Annotated in this window: 21 protein-coding genes and 1 pseudogene; 10 read left to right on the top strand and 12 right to left on the bottom strand. The window is 64.1% G+C overall.

Annotation, left to right across the window (positions count from 1 at the left end; translation table 11 throughout):
* Nucleotides 1-44: 44 nt before the first annotated feature.
* From ASD12_RS24985 to ASD12_RS24970, 4 genes and pseudogenes are all read right to left on the bottom strand, one after another.
* Nucleotides 45-449, bottom strand: a pseudogene (locus ASD12_RS24985) (transporter substrate-binding domain-containing protein); the annotation flags it as partial.
* Between the two features lie 99 nt (nt 450-548).
* Complete coding sequence (locus tag ASD12_RS24980; protein WP_056592694.1) at nt 549-920, bottom strand: hypothetical protein; 372 nt, start codon at nt 918-920, stop codon at nt 549-551.
* Nucleotides 917-2,599, bottom strand: a complete 1,683-nt coding sequence (locus ASD12_RS24975) for a hydantoinase B/oxoprolinase family protein (RefSeq protein ID WP_056592691.1) — start codon at nt 2,597-2,599, stop codon at nt 917-919. The genes ASD12_RS24980 and ASD12_RS24975 overlap by 4 nt, the downstream gene beginning before the upstream one ends.
* Nucleotide 2,600: 1 nt before the next feature.
* On the bottom strand, nt 2,601-4,685 hold the full coding sequence (locus ASD12_RS24970; RefSeq protein ID WP_056592687.1) for a hydantoinase/oxoprolinase family protein: 2,085 nt from the start codon (nt 4,683-4,685) through the stop codon (nt 2,601-2,603).
* A 219-nt stretch (nt 4,686-4,904) separates the two neighbouring features.
* Here ASD12_RS24970 and ASD12_RS24965 point away from each other — a divergent pair, with 219 nt between their 5' ends.
* The 5 genes from ASD12_RS24965 (at nt 4,905) to ASD12_RS24945 (ending at nt 11,314) form a co-directional block, all read left to right on the top strand.
* Nucleotides 4,905-5,732: a ferredoxin--NADP reductase gene (locus ASD12_RS24965; protein WP_056593386.1), complete on the top strand. Its 828-nt coding sequence runs from the start codon at nt 4,905-4,907 to the stop codon at nt 5,730-5,732.
* Nucleotides 5,733-5,945: 213 nt separating this feature from the next.
* The gene (gene deoC, locus ASD12_RS24960) at nt 5,946-6,995 is read left to right on the top strand and encodes a deoxyribose-phosphate aldolase (RefSeq protein ID WP_056593384.1); all 1,050 of its coding nucleotides are present in this window, start codon (nt 5,946-5,948) and stop codon (nt 6,993-6,995) included.
* A 64-nt stretch (nt 6,996-7,059) separates the two neighbouring features.
* Nucleotides 7,060-9,432, top strand: coding sequence for an aldehyde dehydrogenase family protein (locus ASD12_RS24955; RefSeq protein ID WP_056592684.1), 2,373 nt, complete (start codon nt 7,060-7,062; stop codon nt 9,430-9,432).
* Between the two features lie 278 nt (nt 9,433-9,710).
* Nucleotides 9,711-10,442: an SDR family oxidoreductase gene (locus tag ASD12_RS24950; RefSeq protein ID WP_056592681.1), complete on the top strand. Its 732-nt coding sequence runs from the start codon at nt 9,711-9,713 to the stop codon at nt 10,440-10,442.
* Between the two features lie 26 nt (nt 10,443-10,468).
* On the top strand, nt 10,469-11,314 hold the full coding sequence (locus tag ASD12_RS24945) for a fumarylacetoacetate hydrolase family protein (RefSeq protein WP_056592678.1): 846 nt from the start codon (nt 10,469-10,471) through the stop codon (nt 11,312-11,314).
* A 57-nt stretch (nt 11,315-11,371) separates the two neighbouring features.
* On the opposite strand, the gene ASD12_RS24940 is transcribed toward ASD12_RS24945, so the two are convergent.
* The 6 genes from ASD12_RS24940 to ASD12_RS24915 form a co-directional block, all read right to left on the bottom strand.
* Complete coding sequence (locus ASD12_RS24940) at nt 11,372-12,370, bottom strand: ABC transporter ATP-binding protein (RefSeq protein ID WP_056592675.1); 999 nt, start codon at nt 12,368-12,370, stop codon at nt 11,372-11,374.
* Between the two features lie 15 nt (nt 12,371-12,385).
* A complete protein-coding gene (locus tag ASD12_RS24935) occupies nt 12,386-13,447 on the bottom strand; it encodes a Gfo/Idh/MocA family oxidoreductase (RefSeq protein WP_056592672.1) in 1,062 nt (353 codons plus the stop codon).
* The gene (locus ASD12_RS24930; protein WP_056592669.1) at nt 13,444-14,283 is read right to left on the bottom strand and encodes a carbohydrate ABC transporter permease; all 840 of its coding nucleotides are present in this window, start codon (nt 14,281-14,283) and stop codon (nt 13,444-13,446) included. The genes ASD12_RS24935 and ASD12_RS24930 overlap by 4 nt, the downstream gene beginning before the upstream one ends.
* A gap of 10 nt (nt 14,284-14,293) precedes the next feature.
* Nucleotides 14,294-15,223: a sugar ABC transporter permease gene (locus tag ASD12_RS24925; protein ID WP_056592666.1), complete on the bottom strand. Its 930-nt coding sequence runs from the start codon at nt 15,221-15,223 to the stop codon at nt 14,294-14,296.
* 254 nt (nt 15,224-15,477) lie between these two features.
* A complete protein-coding gene (locus ASD12_RS24920) occupies nt 15,478-16,737 on the bottom strand; it encodes an ABC transporter substrate-binding protein (protein WP_056592663.1) in 1,260 nt (419 codons plus the stop codon).
* Nucleotides 16,738-16,855: 118 nt separating this feature from the next.
* Nucleotides 16,856-17,806 carry an N-acetylmuramic acid 6-phosphate etherase gene (locus ASD12_RS24915; RefSeq protein WP_056592660.1) on the bottom strand — a complete coding sequence of 317 codons (951 nt, stop codon included), beginning with the start codon at nt 17,804-17,806 and terminating at the stop codon, nt 16,856-16,858.
* A 198-nt stretch (nt 17,807-18,004) separates the two neighbouring features.
* Here ASD12_RS24915 and ASD12_RS24910 point away from each other — a divergent pair, with 198 nt between their 5' ends.
* Genes ASD12_RS24910 through ASD12_RS24890 form a run of 5 tightly spaced genes read left to right on the top strand, consistent with a single transcriptional unit; the run spans nt 18,005 to nt 23,011 of the window.
* A complete protein-coding gene (locus ASD12_RS24910) occupies nt 18,005-18,886 on the top strand; it encodes an N-acetylglucosamine kinase (protein WP_056592657.1) in 882 nt (293 codons plus the stop codon).
* Complete coding sequence (locus tag ASD12_RS24905) at nt 18,883-19,665, top strand: GntR family transcriptional regulator (protein ID WP_056592653.1); 783 nt, start codon at nt 18,883-18,885, stop codon at nt 19,663-19,665. Before ASD12_RS24910 ends, ASD12_RS24905 begins: the two co-directional genes overlap by 4 nt.
* Nucleotides 19,662-20,714, top strand: a complete 1,053-nt coding sequence (locus tag ASD12_RS24900; RefSeq protein WP_082525669.1) for an SIS domain-containing protein — start codon at nt 19,662-19,664, stop codon at nt 20,712-20,714. Before ASD12_RS24905 ends, ASD12_RS24900 begins: the two co-directional genes overlap by 4 nt.
* Nucleotides 20,711-21,889: an N-acetylglucosamine-6-phosphate deacetylase gene (gene nagA / locus ASD12_RS24895; protein WP_056592647.1), complete on the top strand. Its 1,179-nt coding sequence runs from the start codon at nt 20,711-20,713 to the stop codon at nt 21,887-21,889. Before ASD12_RS24900 ends, nagA begins: the two co-directional genes overlap by 4 nt.
* Nucleotides 21,890-21,898: 9 nt before the next feature.
* Entirely contained in the window at nt 21,899-23,011 is a 1,113-nt protein-coding gene (locus tag ASD12_RS24890; RefSeq protein ID WP_056592644.1) for an NAD(P)/FAD-dependent oxidoreductase, read from the top strand.
* A gap of 77 nt (nt 23,012-23,088) precedes the next feature.
* Here ASD12_RS24890 and ASD12_RS24885 read toward each other — a convergent pair whose 3' ends face one another.
* Together ASD12_RS24885 and ASD12_RS24880 are read right to left on the bottom strand one after the other, a co-directional pair.
* Nucleotides 23,089-24,603 carry a malonyl-CoA synthase gene (locus tag ASD12_RS24885; RefSeq protein WP_056592641.1) on the bottom strand — a complete coding sequence of 505 codons (1,515 nt, stop codon included), beginning with the start codon at nt 24,601-24,603 and terminating at the stop codon, nt 23,089-23,091.
* A 184-nt stretch (nt 24,604-24,787) separates the two neighbouring features.
* On the bottom strand, nt 24,788-25,534 hold the full coding sequence (locus tag ASD12_RS24880; RefSeq protein WP_056592638.1) for a GntR family transcriptional regulator: 747 nt from the start codon (nt 25,532-25,534) through the stop codon (nt 24,788-24,790).
* Between the last annotated feature and the right edge of the window lie 364 nt (nt 25,535-25,898).

The raw sequence follows: 25,898 nt of genomic DNA, 5'->3' as shown, positions 1-25,898 counted from the left end.
GGCTCCGCCCGTGGATGACGAAGCGGTGGGCGTTTCCGCTACGCCTTGCCCCTCAGATCGTCCGGCGAAGTGCCTGATATGGTCGAATCCTTCGGCACCGCGATGGGCGGCGGCGTCTGGTAGTATTTGTGGGTGAACTCGACCTTCTCGGCCCGCTCGGGCGTGATGGTGATGTTGATGATCGCGTCGAACTTGCCGGCCTGCAGCGCCGGTATGGAACCATCGAAATCCTGCACGCTGAACTCGCACTCGGCCTTCATCCCAGCGCACAGCGCCTTGCCGAGGTCGATGTCGAAGCCGCCCAGCGTGCCGTCGGCACTGGCGTAGTTGAAGGGCGGATAGGCGCCTTCGGTGCCGATCCTGAGCTTCTTGTCCTGGGCGGACGCAGCGCCGGCGGCAAGGGTAAGGGCGACGGAAGCGGCAAGCACGAAACGACCGAAAAGACGCATGTTCGAGATCTCCGTTGAGCGCGAGAAGTCTACGGGCTTTCGTGTCCCCGGCGGAGACGGAAGCGACATGCGCTGCGGCGATCACGGCGCTATAGCGTGCTAACGGCTCGGCTTCTCCACCGCGCTCAAAGCGGCCAAACCTTGTGCAGGCGGCTCGCCGGCTTGGAGAAACGCCTGGATCAGTTGCTCGTCTTCAGCGCCCTTGTACGGTAGCGGAATGCCCCTGATCTGAGCGGCCATATCCCAGCCGAGTGGCCGGTCCTTCGGAGAGAACCATTTGCATCGTTCAACTTGCGCCCAGTTCCGGCGGATCGACAGGCAGTTTTCAAGACTGTCGTCTTCGTAACCGAACTCGACACCACAGCACGAGCAAATGTCATGGCTGGGCTCTCGGCCGCTCTCGCCCCACGGCATGTCCGGGGACTGATCAAGGCCACAGACACGACATTTGAATTTGTCTTCTGAGTTCATGCGACCCCGAACAGGTCCTTGGCTTGCTCTGCCGTATAGTAGCCAAGACTGACGTCCCGAGCGACCAGTTTTGGATCGCGCTCACGCGGATCGCCATAGCCGCCGCCGCCGGGCGTGCCGACCCTGACGCGGTCGCCGGCCTTGAGCGCGATATCCTGCTCCTTGGACAGGTGCGGCGGTACATGCTCCTCACCGTTGCGGAAGACGGTCACCGTGTTGACCGCGCCGTCCTTGCCGCCAAGCGCGCCCTGCGGACCGAAACGGCCGTGATCCATGACGAAGGAGGCACGGGCGTCGCCGCGCAGGATCTCGACCTCATAAGCGAGCCCGAAACCGCCACGATGCTTGCCGGCGCCGCCCGAGCCTTCGCGCAAGGCATAGTGGCGATAGAGCACCGGGAATGCCTGTTCCATGATCTCGACCGGCGGCGATTTGGAGATACCGATGGTCGAGCAGCCATTGGTCAGCCCGTCATGGCCTGAGTTGCCGCCGTAGCCGCCGCCGGAGATCTGGTACATGACGTAATCGCGGTCGCGCGCCGGATCGTTGCCTCCGAGCGCGAAATTGCCGCTGGAGCCTGCGGGCGCCGCCGTCACCTTCTCCGGCAATGCCTGCACCATCGCCGCGAACACCGCCTCGGCGATGCGCTGCGACACTTCGGCGGCGCAGCCCGATACGGGGCGCGGATATTTGGCGTCGAGGAAGGTGCCTTCCGGCCGCTTGATGATCAATGGCTCGAACGCGCCGGCGCTGATCGGCACGTCGGGGAAGATGTGGCGCATGGCGAGATAGACCGAGGACAAGGTGGTCGCCAGCACGCTGTTCATCGGCCCGGCGCAAGGCTTCGACGAGCCGGTGAAATCGAAGGTCAGCGTGTCGCCCTGTTTCTCGACGGCGAGCGCGATGGTCAGCGGCTCGTTGACCACTCCGTCGGAATCAACAAAGGCCTTGGAATGGTAAGTGCCGTTGGGGATGGCCGCTATGTTGGCGCGCATCTGCTCGGCGGCGCGGCGGCGCAGTTCGGCGATTGCCTCGACAACAGTTTCGTCACCGTAACGATCCAGGATTCCAATGAGCCTGTCCTGTCCGATCAGCAATGCGGCGGCCTGGGCCCTGATGTCGCCGATGCGCTGGTCGGCGACGCGGATGTTGGAGCAGATGATGGCGTAGATCTCTGGATCGAGCACGCCCTTCTTGAACAGTTTGACCGGAGGCAGCCGCAGGCCTTCCTGCTCGACGGCAGTCGCCGAGGCTGAAAAACCGCCAGGCACCGAACCGCCAATGTCGGGCCAGTGGCCGGTGTTGGACAGCCAGCAGAAAATCCTGCCGTCCCGGTAGACCGGCATGGCAAAGCGCACATCCATCAGATGGGTGCCGCCGAGATAGGGATCGTTGACGATGTAGATGTCGCCCGGCTCTGGGGCCAAGCAGCGGCCATCGGCGATCATCTCGATCACCGTTCTGGTCGAATACTGCATGACGCCGACGAACACTGGCAGGCCCTGGCTGCCTTGCGCGATCAGCGAACCGTCGAGCGCCGAATAGATGCCGTCGGAGCGGTCGTTGGCCTCGGCGATCACAGGCGAGAAGGCGGCGCGCGAAAAAGTCAGGTCCATCTCGTCGCAGACCTGCTGCAACGCCGCCTGGAGGACCGAGAGGGTGATGGCGTCGAGCTTCATATCAGGCCTCGCCAATGTCGATGATGATGTTGCCGTCGGCGTCGCAGCGTGCGCGGTCGCCGGGTTCGAGCACGGCGGTGGCATCCATCTGTTCGAGGATCGCCGGCCCTTCGATGACGGCGTCGAGCGGCAGTTTTTCGCGTGCGTATACTGGCGTGTCGTGCCAGCGTCCGCTGTACCAGACCGGCCGAATTTCGCGCCTCGCCTCGTCGAGTGTTGTTGCGCGCCCCGCCGGGTCGATCAATCGGGAAAGATCGATCGCGGGACGCACGCCGGTGACCGAGGTGTTGAGATTGACGAGGTTGGCGCGGATTTCCGGCAGCTGGACCTTGAAGCGGGCGAAATAGGCTTTTTCGAAAAGCTGCTGCAGCGTTGCCCGCGTCACCGACGACGACGGCAACGCCACGTTGATGATGTGGGTCTGGCCGACGAACTGCATGTCGGCGGAGTGGGTGACGCGGATCGTCTCCGGCTTCACCGCTTCCTTGCCGATCAGCTCTTCACCTTCGTTTCGGTGCCGTTCCAATACAGCGTGGAGCTGCGTTTCGTCGAGCACCGCCACTGGCTGGTTGATGGTGTTGACGAAGTCGTGGCGCAGATCGGCGACGACGCAGCCGAGCGCGTTGGTGATGCCTGGACGCGCCGGCACCAGCACCCGGGGCAGGCCGAGTTCGCGCGCCAGCGCGGTCGCATGCAGCGGCCCGGCGCCGCCAAAGGCAAACAGCGCGAAATCGCGCGGATCATGGCCGCGCGACACCGAGACCATGCGGATCGCGCCCGCCATCTTCATGTTGCCCAGCCGCAGCACGGCCCCGGCCGCCTCGACGCCGGACAGGCCGGTCGCCTTGCCGATCTTCTCCTCGAAGATGCCGGTGACGCGCTCTGATGTGACCGGGTTTTCGACCGCCAGCAGCTTCTTCGGCGCCAGCCGGCCAAGCACCAGATTGGCGTCGGTGATGGTCGGCTCCACGCCGCCGCGCCCGTAGCAGATCGGACCGGGATTGGCGCCGGCACTTTCCGGGCCGATCTGGATCAGGCCGGCCGCATCGACACGCGCGATCGAGCCGCCGCCGGCGCCGACCGTGTGCACCGCCACCATCGGCACATGGATCGGCATGGCATATTCGATCTCGATCTCGTTCGAAACAGCCGGCTCGGCATTGCGGATCAGCGCCACGTCGGTCGAGGTGCCGCCCATGTCGTAGGTGACGAGGTTTTCAAAGCCTGCGCGCTTTCCGGTGTAGGCGGCGGCGATGACGCCCGAGGCCGGACCGGACATGACAGTCTTGGCCGATTCACGTGTGACGAAGCGGGCCGAGATCATGCCGCCATTGCCGTTCATGATCAGAAAGTCGCGGGCATAGCCTTTTGCAGCCAGCTCCTTGCGCAGCCGCTCGACATAGCGCTCGAGGATCGGCTGCACGGAGGCATTGACCGAAGCGGTGACGCCGCGCTCGAACTCGCGCGCTTCCGACAGCAGTGCGTGGCCTGCCGTGACGTAGCCGTTCGGCCAGAACTCGGCGGCGATTTCGGCGGCGCGCCGCTCATGCGCCGGGTTGGCGTAGGAATGCAGGAAATGGATGACGAGGGATTCGCAACCGGCCGCGATCAGCGTCTTCACCGCCTCGCGCATTTCGGCTTCATCGAGCGGCGTGCGTATCGCGCCCGACGCCTCGACGCGCTCCGACACTTCGAGCCTCAGATTGCGCGGGATGATCGGCACGAAGCTGCCGGTCATGCCATAGGCCTGCGGCCGCGTGCGCCGGCCAAGCTCGATCACGTCGCGAAAGCCGCGCGTGGTGATCATGCCGGTTTTCGCCAGCCGCCGTTCGAGCACCGCATTGGTGGTGGTGGTCGTGCCATGCACGATCAGGTCGATGCCGTCGATCGGAAATCCGGTCGCACCAAGTGCCGAAACGACGCCGAAAGCCTGGTTGTCGACCGTGGTCGGAGTCTTGGCGATATGCACCCTGCCGCCGTCGCGTCCGTCGATCAGCAGCAGGTCGGTGAAGGTGCCGCCGACATCGATACCGGCGACGACATTTCCCCGGGAATCGCGCGCTTGCGCCGAAATATTCTCTTTCATCGTCGAAACCCGAAATGCCCGGACTACGGATATGTGTCAGTTTGGAAAGGTGTTTTACGGCAGCACCTTGACGCAAATATCGTTTGTATACTAATAAATTCCCTACACAAGAGCTACCGCTTTGGAGTGTGCGAACAGCACGCCGGAACCTGAATGGTTCGGTCGTGCAGGTGAAGGTTTGGCGCCCGCGTCCGCAGTTGGCCCAGAAGGTTGGATTTGATGAACACCACATCCGCTCTCAACACCGCCGGCGCCCGCCCGCTGCAATTCCCGATTCCGGCCAACGTCTATGCCGAGACCGTCGTCTCGGTGAAGCACTATACCGACCGGCTGTTCTCGTTCCGCATCACCCGTCCGCAGTCGCTGCGCTTCCGCTCCGGCGAGTTCGTCATGATCGGCCTGCCCAATGCCGAGAAGCCGGTGTACCGCGCCTATTCGGTGGCGAGCCCGGCCTGGGACGCGGAGCTGGAATTCTTCTCGATCAAGGTGCCGGATGGCCCGCTGACCTCGGAGCTGCAGAAGATTCAGGTCGGCGACACGGTCATCATGCGCCAGAAGTCTACCGGCACCCTGGTGGTCGACGCGCTGACGCCGGCCAAGCGGCTGTTTATGATCTCGACCGGCACCGGCATCGCGCCCTTCGCCAGCCTGTTGCGCGACCCCGACACCTACGAAAAATTCGATCAGCTGATCCTGACCCATACCTGCCGCGACAATGCCGAGTTGACCTACGGCCAGGAACTGGTGGCGGCGCTGGAAAGCGACCCGCTGATCGGCGAACTGACCGCCGGCCGCGTCACGCTCTACAATTCGACGACCCGCGAAGAGTCGGCCTGCATGGGCCGCATCACCGCGCTGATCGGCTCCGGCAAGTTCTACAGCGATCTCGGCATCGACAAGCTCAACCCGGAAACCGACCGCATCATGATCTGCGGCTCGATGCATATGCTGAAGGACGTCAAGGAACTGGCCGAAAGCCTCGGTTTCGTGGAAGGCTCGCTGAGCCATCCGGCGACTTTCGTGGTCGAGCGCGCCTTCGTCGGCTAGAGCCGGGCGTCAACACTCTCATATCCGCATTTTGACCTTTCGGTCAAAAACTAGCTGCTTTCGCAGCCTTTTTCAGCTATGAGCGCCCTAAGGACTCGTGAAGCGTTAATTCACGGTCTATCTTCGTGCGTGTCGCCCAAAAGTGTCGAGCGGTTTTGGGAAGACGATGCGCACCAAGACATAGGCGCACGTCGCTGAATGAAAGGGCAGGAGATGAGCAGCACAATCCGCGAAGCCGATGTCGGCTCGTCCAAGGTGACGCCGCTGCCCGCGCGTGCCGCCGCCAACACAGCTGTTCCGCACGACCATCGTATCGCGCGCAATCCAGGCATGAAGCTCGACCTCGGCTTCATGGAATCGGTGCGCAGCGTCAATCGCTCGGCGCTGGAACGGCGCGTCGCCAGCCTGACCAAGCGGCGCTCGATCAAGGCCGACAACCAGGCGGCCTGGCTGCTGCGCGCCGTCGCCTGCATGGATCTGACGACGCTGAATTCCAACGACACCGAGGAGCGCGTGCGCCGGCTCTGCGCCAAGGCGATCAATCCGTTCCGCCGCGACATTGTCGAGGGCCTCGGCATATCGGGCGAAACCATCCGCCCGGCCGCGGTCTGCGTCTACCATCCCTTCGTCGCCACCGCCGTCGATGCCGTGCGCGGCACCGGCATTCATGTCGCCGCCGTCTCCACCGCCTTCCCGCATGGCCTTGCGCCGCTGTCGACCCGCCTGCAGGAAATCGAGGCCTCGGTTCGCGACGGTGCCGACGAGATCGACGTCGTCATTCCGCGCGGCCTGGTGTTCGGCGCCAAGTGGCGGGAGCTTTACAACGAGATCGTCTCGATGCGCGCCGCCTGTGGTGACGCGCATCTGAAGGTTATCCTCGGCACCGGCGACCTCGCCACGCTGCGCAATGTCATGCTGGCCTCGATGGTGGCGATGATGGCCGGCGCCGACTTCATCAAGACGTCGACCGGCAAGGAAAGCATCAACGCGACGCTGCCCGTCGGCCTCGCCATGGTGCGCGCCATCAGGGCCTATTTCGAGGAAACCGGCTATCTCATCGGCTTCAAGCCGGCCGGCGGCATTTCGACGGCAAAGGCCTCGCTCGACTGGCTGGTGCTGATGAAGGAAGAACTCGGCCGGCCATGGCTGGAGCCCGAGCTGTTCCGCTTCGGCGCCTCGAGCCTGCTGACCGACATCGAGCGCCAGCTCGAGCACCATCTGACCGGACACTATTCGGCCAATCATCGCCACGCGATGGCTTGAACGCACCACCCCGATCGGCTTTGCCGATCGACCCTCCCAGGCGGGAGGGTGAAGGAGGCACCTGATGAATATCCTCGATCGCTATCACGCCATGGAGTACGGCCCGGCGCCGGAAGCCCGCAACGAGGCCGACGCATGGCTTGCCGCACGCGACTTTTCCAAGGCGCTGTTCATCGGCGGCGACTGGAAAGCCGCTTCCGGCGGCAAGACTTTCGAGACCAGCGAGCCGTCATCCGGCAAGCTGCTGGCGAAAGTGTCCGACGCCAGTGCCGCCGATATCGATGCGGCGGTTGCGGCCGCCACCAAGGCGCTGCCGAAGTGGTCGGCAGCCTCAGGCTATCAGCGCGCCAAGGTACTTTATGCCATCGGCCGCGCCATGCAGCGGCACCAGCGCCTGTTCGCGGTGCTGGAGACCATCGACAATGGCAAACCGATCCGCGAAAGCCGCGACATCGACGTGCCGCTGGCGATCCGCCATTTCATCCACCATGCCGGCTGGGCGCAGGCGCTGGACAGGGATTTTCCCGGCCACAAAGGCGTCGGTGTCGTCGGCCAGATCATCCCGTGGAATTTTCCGCTGTTGATGCTGGCATGGAAGATCGCGCCGGCGCTCGCCGCTGGCTGCACCGTGGTGCTGAAGCCAGCCGAATTCACACCGCTGACCGCCATTCTGTTCGCCGAGATATGCGAGCGAGCAGGCGTGCCGAAAGGCGTCGTCAACATCGTCCAGGGCGGGCCTGAGGCGGGCGTGGCCATCGTCAACCATCCCGGCATCCAGAAGATCGCCTTCACCGGCTCTTCCGAGGTCGGCAAGATCATCCGCAAGGCCACCGCCGGGTCAGGGAAAAAGTTGTCGCTGGAACTCGGCGGCAAATCTGCCTTCACCGTCTTCGAAGACGCCGATCTCGACAGCGCCGTCGAGGGACTGGTCGACGGCATCTGGTTCAACCAGGGCCAGGTCTGCTGCGCCGGCTCGCGGCTTCTGGTGCAGGAAGGCATCGCCGACGCTTTGATCGCCAAGGTCAAGACACGAATGAGCCGGCTGCGCGTCGGCAGCCCGCTGGACAAGAACACCGACATCGGCCCGCTGGTGGACTTGACACAACTCGACCGCGTCAAGGGTCTGGTCGCCGAAGGCGCCAGGCAAGGCGCTGTCTGCTGGCAGCCGGATGCGGCGCTGCCTGCCTCCGGTTACTACCATCTGCCGACGCTCGCCACTAGTGTTTCGCCGGCTAATATCTTGGCGCAGGAAGAGGTGTTCGGCCCGGTTCTGGCCACCATGACCTTCCGCAACACCGAGGAAGCGATCGAGCTTGCCAACAACACGCGCTACGGGCTCGCCGCCTCGGTGTGGAGCGAGAACGTCAACCTTGCCCTGCATGTCGCGCCGCAGCTGAAGGCCGGCGTCGTCTGGGTCAACGGTACCAACATGTTCGACGCCGCCTGCGGCTTCGGCGGTTACCGTGAAAGCGGATTCGGCCGCGAAGGCGGGCGTGAAGGCATGTTCGAATATCTCACGGCGAAACTGCCGCTCGGCCCGGTCATCAAGCCGGCGACGATCTCGGCGAAGCCTGCCGAGCAGCCGGACGGCGACACGATCGACCGCACGGCAAAGCTGTTCATCGGCGGCAAACAGGTGCGGCCGGACGGCAATTATTCGCTGACCATCGCCACCGCCAAAGGCAAGCTTGCCGGCGAGGTCGGGCTCGGCAGCCGCAAGGATATCCGCGATGCCGTCTCCGCAGCCCGCGCCTGCAAGAGCTGGCCCGAGGCGACCGCCTATAACAGGTCCCAGGTGCTTTACTATCTTGCCGAGAACCTTTCCGGCCGCGCCGGCGAGTTTGCCGCTCGCCTCATCGAGCTAACCGGCGCTACGCCCAAGGCCGCGCGGGAAGAAGTTGACCAAACTATCGAGCGGCTGTTCCTCTATGCCGGCCTTGCCGACAAGTTCGAGGGCCGCGTGCACCAGCCGCCGGCGCGAGCCGTGACGCTGGCCCTGCATGAACCGGTCGGGGTCGTCGGCATCGTCGCGCCGGATAGCTCGCCGCTGCTTGGCCTGATCTCGCTGATCGCACCCGCACTCGCGATGGGCAACACGGTGGTCGCCGTGCCGTCCGAGCGCTATCCGCTGCTGGCCACCGATCTCTATCAGGTCATCGAGTATTCCGACGTTCCGGCCGGCGCCATCAACATCGTCACCGGCCGCACCGCGGAACTTGCAGGCGTTCTGGCCAAGCACGACGATGTCGACGGGCTCTGGCTGTTTGCCGATGCCGACACCTGCGCCAAGGCGGAGGCCGACTCCGTCGGCAATCTCAAGCGCGTCTGGACCGGCAATGGCCGCAGCCTCGACTGGGCATCCGACGAGGTTGCCGGCGATGCCCTGCTGCGCCGTGCCGTCGAGGTCAAGAACGTCTGGGTGCCTTACGGCGACTGAACGTCGCTAAGGCGCGTTGCGATTGGACGAACCAAGGCAGCGCAACAAGTTGCCCGGTTGTCATACAAGCCGTTGCATCAGGACTGGCGATGTGCATTACATCTGCCGTCGCGAAGGTCACGCGTTCGGGCTTGACGCCCGGACGCATGTTCTTTAACCAGAAAAAACATCTTTATCTGTGGGCTGACAGGCGCGCAGGCCGCATAGTGGCGTCCGACTGGCCCATGACGCCGTGGCCGACTGCCGATAGACCCGGACGATCCCAGAAGGAGAACAGCATGGCGGATCTGGCAGGCAAGATCGTTGTCGTCACGGCGGCGGCGCAAGGCATCGGCAAGGCGAGCGCGCTGGCCTTCGCAAAAGCTGGCGCCACCGTCTACGCCACCGACATCAACGAGGCGCTGCTGGCGGAGTTCGCCAAGACGCCAGGGATCAAGACCCGCAAGCTGGACGTGCTCAACGACGAGGCGGTCAACGCCGCGTTTGCCGAGATCGGTGTCGTCGACGTGCTGTTCAACTGCGCCGGCTTCGTCCATTCCGGCTCGATCCTCGAGATGAAGGACGCCGATCTCGATTTCGCCTTCAACCTCAATGTCCGCGCCATGATCCGCACGGTGCGGGCGGTGCTGCCCGGCATGCTGGAACGCGGCGACGGGTCGATCATCAACATGTCGTCGGTTGCCGGCGCCGGCAAGGGCGTGCCGAACCGCTTCGCCTATGGCGTCACCAAGGCGGCCGTCATCGGCCTGACCAAGGCCATTGCCGCCGACTATGTCGGCAAGGGCATACGCTGCAACGCCATCTGCCCCGGCACGGTCGAGAGCCCGTCGCTGCAGGACCGCATGCACGCGCAAGGCGACTACGATGCCGCCCGCGCTGCCTTCATCGCCCGCCAGCCAATGGGCCGGCTCGGCACGCCGGAGGAAATCGCCGATCTCGCCGTCTACCTGGCCGGCGCCACCTATACGTCCGGACAGGCCTACAATATCGACGGCGGCTGGTCGATCTGAACCAATCTGACTGAGGAGAGCATGACATGAAGCTGCTGCGCTATGGCGAGGTCGGGAGCGAACGCCCCGGCCTGCTCGATGCGGATGGAACGATCCGCGATCTCACTGGCCACGTCGCCGACATCGGTGGCAAGGCACTCGATCCGGCATCGCTGGCGGCATTGGCCAAGCTCGATCCGAAATCGCTGCCGGCGGTTTCCGGCAGCCCGCGCCTCGGCGCCTGCGTTGCGGGCACCGGCAAGTTCATCTGCATCGGCCTCAACTATTCCGACCATGCCGCCGAAACCGGCGCCACCGTGCCGCCGGAGCCGATCATCTTCATGAAGGCAAGTTCGGCCATTGTCGGGCCGAATGACGACGTGCTGATCCCGCGCGGGTCGGTGAAGACCGACTGGGAAGTCGAACTGGCCGTGGTCATCGGCAAGACGGCGAAATATGTCAACGAAGCCGACGCGCTCGACTACGTCGCCGGCTACTGCGTTGCCCACGATGTCTCCGAACGCGCCTTCCAGGCCGAGCGGCAAGGCCAATGGACCAAAGGCAAGAGCTGCGACACGTTCGGTCCGACCGGCCCGTGGCTGGTGACCAAGGACGAGGTCGCCGATCCGCAGAACATCAAGATGTGGCTGACGGTCAACGGCAAGACGATGCAGAACGGCTCGACCAAGACCATGGTCTATGGCGTCAAGTATCTGGTGTCCTATCTCAGCCAGTTCATGTCGCTGCACCCCGGCGACATCATCTCCACCGGCACGCCGCCCGGCGTTGGCCTCGGCATGAAGCCTCCGGTGTTCTTGAAGGCGGGTGATGTGGTGGAGCTGGGCATTGAAGGACTCGGCCAGCAGAAGCAGACGTTCAAGGCTGACGTGTAGGCGCAGCTCTTCCCTTCTCTCCTTGTGGGAGAAGGGAAGAAGCGTCGGCGCACCAGATTACTTCAACACCTTCCCATCCGCTCCAAACCGATAGGTCTTCGCCGGATCCGGCGTCGCGTACAGCGTCGCGCCCGGTTCGGCATCGTAGACGCCGAAAATGCGCACGGTGATCAGCCCGGCCTTCTCGCAGTCGAGATAGAGATTGGTGTCGGCGCCGAGGTGCTCGGCGTGCACCACCGTTCCCTTCCAGGCGCCGGATGTCGGATCGACGGTCAGGTGTTCCGGCCGCACGCCGATGGTCTTGGCCGTTTCGCCGAGGCGAGCGCCGTCCACGAAATTCATCTTCGGTGAGCCGATGAAGCCGGCGACGAACTCATTTGCCGGCGAATTGTAGAGTTCCATTGGGCCGCCGATCTGCTCGATACGGCCGGCATTGAGCACGACGATCTTGTCGGCCAGCGTCATCGCCTCGACCTGGTCGTGGGTGACGTAGATCATCGTTGCCTTCAACCGGCGGTGCAACTGCGCGATTTCCAGACGCGTGTTGACGCGCAGCGCCGCGTCGAGGTTCGACAACGGTTCGTCGAACAGAAAAAGCTTGGGCTCGCGCACCACGGCGCGGCCGATGGCGACGCGCTGGCGCTGGCCGCCGGAGAGTTCGGCCGGCCGCCGCTCTAGATAGGGTTCCAGGGACAGCATCGACGAGGCGATGCCGATGCGGCGCTCGATCTCGGCCGCGGGCGTGCCGGCCTGCTTGAGGCCGAGGCCCATATTGTTCTTCACCGTCAGATGCGGGTAGAGCGCATAGGTCTGGAACACCATGGCGATGCCGCGCTTGGCCGGCGGCGTGGCCGAGACATCCTCGCCGTCGATGACGACGCGGCCCGAGGTCGAATCCTCCAGTCCGGCAATGACCCTGAGCAAGGTCGACTTGCCGCAGCCGGACGGGCCGACGAAGACGACGAATTCGCCATCATTCACTTCGAGGTTGATGCCCTTCAGCACCTCGACCGGCCCGAAGGCCTTCTTCACGTTCTCGATGTTCAGCGAGCCCACGGCTTCGTCCCTGTTCTAGAGTTTCACGGCGGCGCCGCTGCGCACGCTCTCGTCGGCGGCAAGGCAGACGGCGAGCGATTTGACCGCGTCGTCCATGTGTTTGGTGAGATCGAGATCCTCGCGGATCGCCTTCAGCACGAAGGCCTGTTCGAGGTCGCAGAGGTCCTGGTGGCCGGGTTCGCCTTCCATCGACAGCATTTCGTCGGCTTTGACGAATCTGCCGTCCGCGCCGGTCGCGGAACTGTGCAGGCGGATGGTCGAGGTCTTAGTGTGGGTGTCGATGTCATCGGACTTGACGCCCTCCTTCATGACGATCGACACGCAGCCATTCGGCGAAATGACGTCCTTCACGAAGAACGCCGTTTCCGAGATCATCGGCCCCCAGCCGGCTTCATACCAGCCGACGGAACCGTCATCGAACAGGACCTGCAGGTGGCCATAATTGTACATCGAGGGCGCCACCTCCTCGGTCAGCCGCACCCCCATGCCGCGCACCTCGATCGGCTTCGCATCGGTGATCTGCAGCATGACGTCGAGATAGTGCACGCCGCAGTCGACGATCGGCGACGTCGTCTGCATCAACTGCTTGTGCGTCTCCCAGGTATGGCCCGAGGATTGCTGGTTGAGGTTCATGCGGAAGACGTAGGGGCCGCCGAGCTTGCGCGCCTCGGCGATCAGCCTGATCCAGGACGGGTGATGGCGCAGGATGTAGCCGATCACCAGTTTTCTGCCGTTGGCCTTGGCCGCCGCGACGACACGCTTGGCATCGGCCACGGTCGTTGCCAGCGGCTTTTCGACGAAGACATGGCAGCCGGCCTCGAAGGCCTTCACCGCATAGTCGGCATGGCTGTCGGAATAGGTGGCGATGCAGGCGACATCCGGCTTTTCCTCGCGCAGCGCCTCGTCGAAGGAGCGCCTGATGCCATAGCCCGACAGTCCTTCCGGCAGCGGCACGTCGGAGCGGTTGATCAGTGCGGCGATCTGGAAGCCAGGATTGGTGTGAAAGGCCAGCGCATGGCTGCGGCCCATATTGCCGAGGCCGGCGACAACGACGCGCAGGGGTGTTTGCGAACTCACTTGACGGCTCCGGAGGTAATGCCGCGGATCAGCTGCCGCGAGAAGATGACGTAGAGGATCAGCACCGGCATGATCGCCAGCGACAGCGCGGCCAGGATGGCGTTCCAGTTGGTGACGAACTGGCCGAGGAAGAGCTGCGCGCCGAGCGTCACCGTCTTGGTTTCTTCCGACGGCGCCAGGATCAGCGGGAACCACAGATCGTTCCAGATCGGGATCATGGTGAAGACGGCGACCGTCGCCATCGACGGTCTGACCAGTGGCAGCACCAGCCGGAAGAAGATGGTGTATTCGGACAGGCCGTCGATGCGGCCGGCATTCTTCAGATCGTCGGACACCTGCTTCATGAATTCCGACAGGATGAAGACGGCGAGCGGCAGGCCTTGCGCGGTGTAGACCAGGATCAGCGCCGTCAGCGTGTTGACCAGTCCGCTCGCCACCATCAATTGCAGGATGGCGACAGTGCCGAGGCGGATCGGGATCATGATGCCGAGCGCCAGATAGAGGCCCATCAGCGAATTGCCGCGAAAGCGGTATTCCGACAGCGCAAACGCAGCCATGGCGCCGAACAGAAGCACGAAGAACAGCGATGCGACGGTGACAACGAGGCTGTTCTGGAAATAGTGGATGAAGTCGCCCTGGCCGATAACGGTGGTGTAGCCGATCAGGTCGAAGGTCTTTGGCGTCGGCGGCGTCAGCGGCGCGCCAAAGATGCCGGCACGCGACTTGAACGAGTTCATGATGACGAGGATCACCGGAAACAGCGCGATCACCGTGTAGGTCAACAGGATCGCGTGGGCGCCGATGGTGCGGGGCAGCGAACGGGTGGCGGTGCTCATCTCTTGCCCCTCAGAACTGGTAGCGACGCAGGCGCGTCTGCACGAGGAAGAGGTAGACGCAGACGCCGCCAAGGATGATCAGGAACATCATCGTGGCGATCGCCGCACCCATGTTGGGGTCGCCGGTTTGCAGCTGGAAGCCGAAGAAGGCGCGGTAGAGGAAGGTGCCGAGAATGTCGGTGGAATAGTTCGGTCCGGCCAGCGCCCCTTGCGCGGTGTAGATCAGGTCGAAGGCGTTGAAATTGCCGACGAAGGTCAGGATCGAGATGATGCCGATCGACGGCAGGATCAGCGGCAGCTTGATCTTCCAGAACTGCGACAGGCCGGTGATGCCGTCGCATTCAGCCGCCTCGATCACCTCTTCGGGAATCGACAGCAGGGCGGCGTAGATCAGCATCATCGGAATGCCGACGAACTGCCACACCGAGATCAGGCTGAGCGCGGTCAGCGCATATTGTTCCTTGCCCAGCCATGGCGTGAACAGGCTTTTCAGCCCGACAAGATCCATCAGATGCGGCGCCACGCCCCATAGCGGCGACAGGATCAGCTTCCAGGCGAAGCCGACGATGACGAAGGACAGGATGGTCGGCACGAAGATCGCCGTGCGGTAGAAGGCCGCAAATCTCAGTCTTGGGCTGGACAGCAGGGCCGCCAGCATGACGCCGATCGGATTCTGCACGACCATGTGGATGATGAAGAACCAGGTGTTGTTCCTGAGCGCGTTCCAGAAACCCACCGACCAGTTGGGATCGCCGAACAGCATGCGGAAGTTTTGCAGCCCGACGAAGACCTGGTGCTGCTCGATGTTGCGGAACAGCGAGAGCTGCAGCGTACCGGCCAAAGGCAGGATCATGATCGCCGTGTAGACAAGCACGGCCGGCGCCAGGAAGATGCCGATGTGCCAGCGGAACGGTCTTTTCGGTCTGATATCTGCGGCCATGAGTTCGGTCCCCGCCGTCTCTCGGTTCCAAAGGGTATCGATGCTAGTTGATGCCTCGATGCACGGCCCGAACATTCTTGCCCGATGCGGCAAGAACAAAGGCCTGCGACTGATCAGCTAGCCTTTCCCCACAAAGGGAGGGTAAGGCCGAGAGGCGGTGCCAACAATCGCATTCTGAATGGACGCACTCTGAATGATCAGGCTGGTCCGAAACCGGCCAGGCATGCGCCCGGCCGGTCCCGTTGCCTGAGCCCTTACTTGGCCGGCTTGTACCAGCTGTCGAGACCGGTCTGCAGCTTCTTGGCCGCAGCTTCCGGGGTGTCGGTGCCGTTTATTACGTTGGCCGATTCAACCCACGTCTCGTTCTCGAGGTTCGGCGTGCCACGCGACAGGATCTGATAGGTCGAGCGGATCGTCGACTTGCACTTGCCGCGCCAGGAGACGAATTCCTGCGCAAGCGGGTCTTCCATCTTCACCGGCGCGGAGTTCAGGCTGAAGAAGCCCGGCAGCGCGTTGGCGTAGATGGTGGCGAAATCCGGCGAGGCCACCCAGGACAGGAAGGTCTTGGCCGCGTCGGCGTTCTTCGAAGCCGCATTCAGGCCCATGCCGATATCGGTATGGTCGGAGATGTAGCAGGTGTCGCCGGCCTTCTCGACCGGCGGCGGGAACGCGCCCATCTTGAACTGGGCCTGGGTGTTGAACAGGCCGATTTCCCACGATCCGGCCGGGTAGATGGCGGCGCGACCGAGCGTGAACAGGTTCTGGCTGTCCGGATAGGTCTGGGCCTCGAAGCCGTCGCCAAGATAAGGCTTCCACTTGGCCAGTTCCTCATACGGCGCGACCCAGTCCTTGTCGGTCAGCTTCTGATCGCCCTTGATCAGCGCCGCGCGGCCGTCCTCGCCCTTCCAGTAGTTGGGGCCGATGTTCTGGTAGCCCATGGTCGCGGCTTCCCAGAGATCCTTGGTGCCCATCGCCATCGGGATGTAGGTGCCGTCAGCCTTGATCTTATCGAGCGCGGCGAAGAACTCGTCGCGGGTCTCCGGCACCTTGATGCCGAGCTTGTCGAAGGCGTCCTTGTTGTAGATGAAGCCGTGGATGACCGAGGCCATCGGCACGCAGAAGCTCGACTTGCCGTCGTCGGTCTGCCAGGCGGACTTGGCCACCGGCGAGAAATTTTCCATGCCGGGCAGCGCCGAGAGGTCGGCAAGGTTGCCCTTCTTGAACAGTTCAAGCGACTTGTCGAACGGGCGGCAGGTGATCAGGTCGCCCGCCGAGCCGGCGGCGAGCTTGGCGCCCAGCGCCGCGTCATATTCAGTTGGAGCCGACGGCGCGAACACCACCTTGATGCCCGGGTTCTTGGCTTCGAAAGCCGGGATCAGCTTGTCCTTCCAGATGGCAAGGTCGTCACCGCGCCAGCTTTCGATGTTGAGCGTTACGTCTGCGGCATAGGCAACCCCGGCCGAGCCGAGAATGCTGGTGCCCAGAAGCAGTGCCGTCAGTAGTTTCGTTGTCATGCTCAGTCTCCCTGTTGACCTTTTTCAGGTTCGGTTTTGATGAGAACAGAGGCTTTTGACGCCTTGCTCCCCTCGCAAGCCCTGTTTCCCCCGATGGAAATCGGGATGAAACATGGCTCTATTTCTTTGTTCGGGCATGATCTTTCCCAAAAACCGGTTTCCACTTTTCGGGATCATGCCCCAGCGCGGAAAGGGCCGGCCGCAGCTTCTGGCCGGCCTCTTCCAGTATCTTCTGCGCCGCGTCGGCGCTGTCGGCGCCGGCGGCAAGCAGAATGGCGGTCTTGACCGCGCCGCCGCTCTTTTCGAGCAGGCGGGCGGCTTCGTCCGTGCCGCGCCCGCTGACGGCGGCGACGATGCGCGCCGCGCGGTCGCGCAGCTTGATGTTGTCGGCCATCAAATTGACCATGTAGCCGTCATGCACATGGCCGAGATGCACCGCAGTCAGCGTCGACAGCATGTTGAGCGCGATCTTCTGGGCGGTGCCGGCGCCCATGCGCGTCGAGCCGGCGATCAGTTCCGGCGGCGTTTCGAGTAGGACCGCCACATCGGCCAGGTTGAGCAGCGGCGTGCCCCTGTTGTTGGCAATGCCGATGGTAGCGGCACCCCGACGGGTGGCTTCCTCGATCGCCTTGACGGCATAGGGCGTCGTGCCGCTGGCCGAAATGGCGATCAGGCAGTCGCCCTTGCCGATGCCGGCATTGGCGACCGCTGCCGCGGCCTCCTCGGTGTCGTCTTCCGGCCCGCCGGCCAGTGTGCGGAAGGCATCGTCGCCGCCGGCGATCAGGATGGCGATGCGGCCGCGGTGAATGCCGAAGGTACCCGGCAATTCCAGTGCGTCGGCCAGCGCCATCAGGCCGGAGCTGCCGGCCGCGGCGTAGGCAAGCTTGCCGCCGCTGTTCAGCCTGCCCGCGATGATCTCGGCCGCCCTGGCGATGGATGGAATGGCTTGGCGCACGACCGTTGCGGCTTCGATCTGCGCATCGGCCAAATAGGAAAGGATGGCGTCCGGGGCCTGGATATCCAGCCCCTCGGCATTCTGGTGAAGCGCTTCGGTGCGCGTTTCGGCCATCCCGGTTCCTCCAATACCGGAACAATACCAAAAAAATACCACTTGTCCACACGCATTAACGAATTCGCTGGTCGGAAATCGCTGAGCCGACGAAATGCCTTGGTTTTTCAATAAAATACACCTTAATCTTTTTGAAACGGAAATTAACCCTTGGCTATTGGTATTTTATTGGTATTATCCGCCCGGAGGAGAATTCACGTGAATTTCGTACTCGGAATCGATGGCGGCGGCACCAGCTGCAGGGCCGCCCTGGCAACAGCGGATGGTGCAGTCATTGGCCGCGCCAAGAGCGGCGCCGCCAACATCCGCACCGATCTGACCGGCGCCCGCTCGAACATCGTCGATGCCGCCAGGCAGGCGTTCATCGCCGCCGGGCAGGATCCGGAACTGATCCCGCAGACATCCGCAATTCTCGGCCTTGCCGGCGCCAATGTCGGCACCTACCGGCAGCAGCTCGAAGCGATCCTGCCGTTCAGCATCAGCCGCGTCGAGACCGACGCCGAAATCGCGCTGGAAGGCGCTGTCGGCTCGGGTGACGGCGCCATGGCGATCCTCGGCACCGGCACCGCCTATATGGCGCGCAAGAACGGCAAATCGCGCGCCATCGGCGGCTGGGGCTTCCAGGTCGGCGACCAGGGCAGCGGCGCCCGCATCGGCCGCGACCTGCTCGAACAGACACTGCTTGCCTATGACGGCGTCCGCGCCGGCTCGCCGCTGACGCAGAGCATGCTGGCCGTTTTTCGCAACAATCCGGAGGACGTGGTCGAATTCACCACCAATGCCAAGCCGGGCGATTTCGGCGGCTTCGCGCCCAAGGTGTTCGAGCATGCAGAGAAAGGCGACAGCGTCGCCAACTGGATCCTCGACAGGGTGGTCGCCGATGTCGAGGCCTCGCTCGGCGCGCTCGATCTCGCGGACGATGCGCCGCTTTGCCTGCTCGGTGGGCTGGCGCCGCTTTACGCGCCGCGGCTGTCTGCCCGCTACCGGGCTCTGCTGAAGCCGCCGCTCGACGACGCACTGGGCGGCGCGGTGCAGATGGCGGTCCGCCTTTTTGCCGGACACGCGGAGGCGGCGCGATGAGCGAGGCCGCCGACCAGATTTTCGCCACGCTGAAACATCAGGCGCAGAGCGGCGCGCCGCTCTATCTGCAGCTTCGCAAGAGCATCGAGGACGCGGTCAATCGCGGCCTGATCGGACCGGGCGACGCGCTGCCCTCCGAGCGCGACATCGCCACCAAGGCCGACATTTCGCGCGTCACCGTGCGCAAGGCGGTGCAGGACCTGGTCAAGGGCGGCATCCTGGTGCAGCGCCACGGCTCCGGCACCTTCGTGGCGCCGCGCATGGAGCGTGTCGAACAGTCGCTGTCACGGCTGACCTCGTTCACCGAGGACATGGCGCGGCGCGGCATGGCGGTGCGTTCGGCCTGGCTCGATCGCGGCCTTTACGCGCCCTCGCCCGACGAGATGATGGTGCTCGGCCTGTCGTCGAGCGAACTGGTGGCACGCGTGGCGCGCCTGCGCATTGCCAACGACACGCCGCTGGCGATCGAACGCGCCTCGCTGTCGGCCAGCGTGCTGCCCGATCCCGCCGATATAGGCTCCTCGCTCTATGCGGCGCTGGAATTGACCGGCAACCGGCCGGTGCGCGCGGTGCAGCGCATTTCCGCCGCCAATCTCGGCGACAGCGACGCGCGCCTGCTCGAAGTGCCGCCAGGCATCGCCGGCCTGCACATCGAACGCATTTCCTATCTGGCGAGCGGCAAGGTGATCGAATTCACCCGCTCCATCTACCGGGGCGACGCCTATGATTTCGTCGCCGAACTGCGGCTGACAGGGCCGAGCGAAGAGGCCCGACCATGACGACAGAGCCGACCAGGTCTACAGAAATGACCCATATGCGGCGCGAGATCGAGGAGATCCCGCAAGCCGTCGCCCGCCTGCTCGACGGCTCCGGCACCGTGCTGGCCGAAGCCGGGCGCGGCATCCGTGAACGCGACCCGCAGTTTATCGTCACCGTGGCGCGCGGCTCGTCCGACCATGCCGCCACCTTCATGAAATATGCCGTAGAGCTGACCGCTGGACTGGCCGTGGCGTCGGTCGGACCGTCCATCGCCTCGATCTACGGCCGCAAGCTCAGGCTGGCCGGCTCGGCCTGCCTGGCGATCTCGCAGTCGGGCAAGAGCCCCGACATCGTCGCCATGGCCGAAACCGCGCGGGCCGGCGGCGCGCTGACCGTCGCCATCACCAACACCGCCGATTCGCCGCTGGCGCGCGCCTCGGACTATGCGATCGATATCCTGGCCGGCCCCGAGCGCAGCGTGGCGGCCACCAAGACCTTCATCAATTCCGCTGTCGCCGGTCTCGCTTTGATGGCGCATGCCACCGGCGACGATGCGCTGCTGGCGGCACTCGCCCAATTGCCCGGGCATTTCCGCCAGGCGATCGCCTGCGACTGGATGAGCGTGCTGTCCGAAACGATCGAGAAGCAGAAGTCGCTGTTCATCCTCGGCCGCGGCCCGTCGGCGGCGATGGCCAACGAGGCGGCGCTGAAATTCAAGGAGACCTGCGGCATGCATGCCGAGGCCTACAGCGCCGCCGAGGTCATGCATGGCCCGCTGGCGCTGATCGGACCCGATTTTCCGGTGCTGGCGCTGGCTGCGCGCGACGCGTCCGAACCGTCCATCGCCGAAGCCGCCGACAGCCTGGCAGCCAAGGGCGCGCCGGTGTTCGTCACCTCGGCACTTGCCCAGCGCGCCGTGCGCCTGCCGCATGTCGCCACCGGCCATCCGCTGACCGATCCGCTGACGCTGATCGTTTCCTTCTACATGTTCGTCGAGGCCTTCGCTCGCCATCGCGGCCTCGATCCGGACACGCCGCGCAACCTTCGCAAGGTGACGGAGACCGTATGAGCGACCGTTTTGCCCTGACCGGCGCCCGGATTTTCGACGGCGATGACTGGCATGAAGGCCACGCGCTCGTCGTGCGCGACGGCCTCGTCGAGGCTATTTTGCCCACGGGTGCCATCCCCTCGGATATCCGCGTCGTCGACACCGGCGGCGGCGTTCTGGCCCCGGGCTTCGTTGACCTGCAGGTCAATGGCGGTGGCGGCGTCATGCTCAACGACCACCCCGATGTCGCCTCTATCGAAACCATCTGCAAGGCGCATGCGCCCTTCGGCACCACGGCGCTGCTTGTGACGCTGATCACCGACACGCCCGGTATCACCGCCGCCGCCGTCGCCTCTGGCGAAGCAGCGGCGCTGCGGAAAGTGCCGGGCTTCCTCGGCCTGCATCTCGAAGGCCCGCATCTTTCGATCGCCCGCAAGGGCGCGCATGATCCGGCACTGATCCGGCCGATGCTCGATGCCGACCAGGCGATGCTGATCGCGGCGCGGCAAAAGCTGCCGGTGCTGCTCACCACCGTAGCGCCGGAATCCGTCGAGCCGGCGCGCGTCGCGGCGCTCGCCAAGGCCGGCGTCATCGTCAGTCTTGGCCATTCCGACACCGGCTACGCCACCGCCAGCGCCTTCGCCGAAGCCGGCGCGAGCCTTGTCACCCATCTGTTCAACGCGATGAGCCAGATCGGCAATCGCGAGCCAGGTCTGGCCGGCGCGGCCATCGACATCGGCACCTTGTCCGCCGGTCTTATCGCCGACGGCATCCATGTCGATCCCGCCACCATCAAGATCGCGCTGCGCGCCAAGCAAGGTCCCGGCAAGATCGTGCTGGTCAGCGACGCCATGGCGACAATCGGCACCGACATGACTTCGTTCATGCTGAACGGGCGCACCATCTACCGCCGGGATGGCAGCCTGCGGCTTGCCGACGGAACGCTGGCGGGTGCCGATCTCGACATGATCTCGGCAGTTCGATACGTCCACCGGGTTGTCGGGCTGGACTTGTCGGAAGCGTTGCGCATGGCCTCGCTCTATGCGGCGCAGGCCATAGGGCAATCGCATCGGCTCGGGCGATTCGCCAACGGCACGGTGGCGGATATCGTTTTGCTGTCGGACGATCTCGACATGAAGAGCGTCTGGATCGGCGGCGCCGAGGTTTTTGCAGCCGGCTCCGACTCCGCCCGATGATATCAGGCCATGCATGATTTCGATTGTGTCATTGCGGGAGCCGGTGTCGTCGGGCTCGCCATTGCCAGGGCGGTCGCTTTGTCGGGACGCGAGGTGCTGGTGGTCGAGAAGGCCGGCACGATCGGCACGGTCACCAGCTCGCGCAATTCCGAAGTCATCCATGCCGGCATCTACTATGCGCCGGGCAGCCTGAAGGCCCGGCTGTGCGCCGAAGGCCGTGAACGACTCTACGCCTATTGCCGCGAGCACAACATCGGCCATGACCGCACCGGCAAGCTGATCGTCGCCGTCGAACCGGATCAGCTGGACAGGCTGAGCGCGATCAGGGCCAATGCCCAGAGTTGCGGGGTTGGCGATCTCGGTCTGCTTACGCAGGCACAAGCCGAAAGTCTCGAACCCGCGCTGAGATGCGCCGGCGCGCTGCTGTCGCCGTCGACCGGCATCGTCGACAGCCAGGCGCTGATGCTGTCGCTGCGCGGCGATGCGGAGGCTGCCGGCGCATCGTTTGCCTTCCTCACCACTGTCGCCGGAGCGGCTGTTGAAACCGATGGAATCCGGATCGATACGCGCGATGCCATGGGCGATATCTTCGCGTTGAAAACCGACGCCTTCGTCAATGCCGCAGGTCTCGATGCCCAAGCCCTGGCCAACCGGATCGAGGGATTTCCACAAGACCTCGTTCCACCGCTGTGGCTGGCGCGAGGCAATTATTTTTCGCTTTCGGGTCGGTCGCCCTTCTCGCGGCTGATCTATCCGGTGCCGGTCAATGGCGGCCTCGGCGTGCATCTAGCCCTCGACCTTGCCGGCAGCGCGCGCTTTGGTCCGGATGTCGAATGGATCGACCACCTCGACTATACGGTCGATCCCCGCCGAAGCGCTGTCTTCTACGAGGCGATCCGGCACTACTGGCCCGAGCTTGCCGACGGCGCCCTGCAGCCGGCCTATGCCGGCGTCAGACCGAAACTGTCCGGCCCCGGCCAGCCGGCTGCCGACTTCACGATCCAGGGTCCGGCCGACCATGGCGCCGGCCGCATCGTCAATTTGTTCGGCATCGAAAGCCCCGGCCTGACGGCCAGCCTGGCGATCGCCGAGCATGTCGCCGAGCTGTTGTATCCAGGCTGACCCGACTGCCGACGCGGTTCCAGGGCGGTCCATCGTTTCACGGAACCGCCGAACCGCGCTATTTTGCTGGTATTACCCTAGGAGGCATAGAGGTCCTTGTAGGTGTCGCGCAGCAGATTCTTCTGCACCTTGCCCATGGTGTTGCGCGGCAGTTCGTCGACGAAGATCACCCGCTTCGGGTGCTTGTATTTCGCCACGCGTTCAGCGATGGCACCGAGAATTTCGGCCCCGGTGATCTGCGATGACGGCGCCCGCACGACGACAGCGGTGACGCCTTCGCCGAAATCCGGATGGGCAACGCCGATGACGGCGCTTTCGCTAACCCCGTCAAGCGCGTCGATCTCGCTTTCGAGTTCCTTCGGATAGATGTTGTAACCGCCGGAAATGATCAGGTCCTTGCCGCGCCCGACGATCTGGACATAGCCGTCGGCGTCGACGATGCCGAGATCGCCGGTGATGAAGAAGCCGTCGGCGCGGAATTCCGCTTTGGTCTTCTCCGGCATGCGCCAATAGCCGCCGAAAACATTTGGGCCCTTCACCTCGATCATACCGACCTCGCCCTGCGCAAGCGCCGCGCCGCTGTCGGGATCGGCGATGCGAAGCGTGACGCCAGGCAAGGGGAAACCGACCGTACCGGCGCGCCGCTCGCCCTCATAGGGGTTCGAGGTGTTCATGTTGGTCTCGGTCATGCCGTAGCGTTCGAGGATCGCGTGGCCGGTGCGCTCGCGCCAGGCGTTGTGCGTCTCGGCCAGCAGCGGCGCCGAACCGGAAATGAACACACGGATGTTCTTCGCCGCCTCGCGGTCCAGACCATCCTGCTGCAACAGGCGCATATAGAAGGTCGGCACGCCCATCAGCGCCGTGGCCCGCGGCAGCAGCGAGACGATGCGGGCCGGATCGAACTTCTGCTCGAACAGCATCGAGGCGCCAGCCATCAGGATGACGTTGGTGGCGACGAACAGGCCATGGGTGTGGAAGATCGGCAATGCGTGGATCAACACGTCGTCTCCGGTGAAACGCCAGTGCTCGACCAGCACCCGGGCGTTGGAGGCGAGGTTCTCGTGGCTGAGCATAGCGCCTTTCGAGCGGCCGGTGGTTCCCGACGTGTAGAGGATCGCCGCGAGATCATCCGGCCCGCGCGCCACGTCATGAAAATCCGCCGGTAGCCGCGAGGCCTGATCGGTCAGCGATCCCTCACCGTCGCGGCCGAGTGTGACGGTGGTGGCGCCCGATTTTCCGGCCAACGCCGCGATGTCGGCTGCCCTTGCCGGATCGCAGACGACCAGGCGTGGTTTGGCATCGCCGAAGAAATACTCCAGCTCGGCCAGTGTGTAGGCGGTGTTGAGGGGCAGGAAGACGGCGCCGGCACGCAGGCAAGCGAGATAGAGCAGGACCGCTTCCGGGCTCTTCTCGACCTGCACGGCAACGCGGTCGCCGGGTTCGACATCCAGTTGCAAGAGCGCATGCGCCAGCTGCGCCGAGCGCGCCAGCATGTCGCCATAGGTGAGCGAGCCGCCGTCTTCGGTTTCCATCAGCAGGCGTCCTGGCTCCGGCATCCGGGACCGGAACGCATCGAACAGATAATTGCTCATAAAGACTTCCTTGGGGTGGCTGAAACGGCGGCGCCGAGCATGCTTTTCGAGCGGCATGTATTGGCGGCGAAGAGTTCGCGATTCCCAGCTGCGCCGTCAAGACCGCGGAGAGCGCCACGTCCGTCGTGTCAACGCCAGAGGTTGCGGGTAATGGGCCGCAAAAGGTCCGCCGGGAAAACCACCGCTATCGCCGTGCGCGCTCGGCTCTGCCGGCGACCGCCTGTGACCCTTCGCCTTGACTGAAGCGTTTCATGCACATCGCGGCGGTCAGTTGGTAGTGATTGATCAATGCCTCGACCGCACCGTCGGCGTTGCCGTCCAGGGCACATTCGGCGATCAGGCGATGCTCGCCGAAACCGTCGCGCTGGACGCGGTCGCCGTCATTGGCCATTTGCCGGTAGCGATAGGCGTGATCGGAAAGCTGATCGCAGAACCCCACCAGCCATTGCGACCGGCAGGCCGATATCAGGACCCGGTGGAAGATGCGGTGCAGCCGCTCCCAATCCGGATTGAGCGAGACGAGATTCTGCGGCGAAAGACGTGACGCGCGCGCCAGGCGATGCAGCGCCAGGACGAGCTGTTCTTCCCATTCGGCGGTGCGGTGGGCAATGGATTCGCGAAGCGCCCGCTCCTCCAGCCAGCAGCGGGTACGCGTCAGCTCCTCGAGTTCCGAGGCGCTGACCGGCATGATGAAGAAGCCACGCTGGTCGTGCCGGCCGAGAAGCCCTTCCGAGGCGAGGCGATTGAGAGCCTCGCGGACAGGGGAAGCGCCAGCCCCATATTTGGAGACCACCCATTCGACCCGCAGCTTGCTCTCGGCTTCAAGAACACCATCGAGAAGGTCGTCACGCAATTGCTGATAGACCGTGCTGGCAAGCGTGCTCTTGGGTCCTGCGGCGTCGTCGTTCAGATTGGCAGCTCCGTATGTCACAGCGACTCCTTCTCCCCAAACCTGGGCAATTCGAGTCCGGCAGAATTCGCCTTTTCGTACTTGTACCATATGACGCGCGCCGTCGCGTGCTCAAGCAAAAGATCACGCTATTGTACTTTAGCACAAAGGAATATGCGGCATTCCGGAGATCAATGGAGTAACTCCGCGCATTCCCACAACCTGCGGAAACTTAACATGTTTTGTATGCACGCAGGCGGATCTGATCTTCCTGTTCTTTTGTATGTGCGTGAGACCACCTGTTCTGTTGCGCCCACAGGCGGCGAACAGTGAAGCCGAATCCGGCTGTCGCTGCTTCCGGGGCGCAATGCCATAGAGGATCGAGGCCCAGAAGACGCGTTGCGCC

Source organism: Mesorhizobium sp. Root102 (assembly GCF_001425625.1).
In the GTDB taxonomy this organism is placed as follows: Bacteria; Pseudomonadota; Alphaproteobacteria; order Rhizobiales; family Rhizobiaceae; genus Mesorhizobium.
This window is presented reverse-complemented; position numbering and strand designations above follow the sequence as displayed.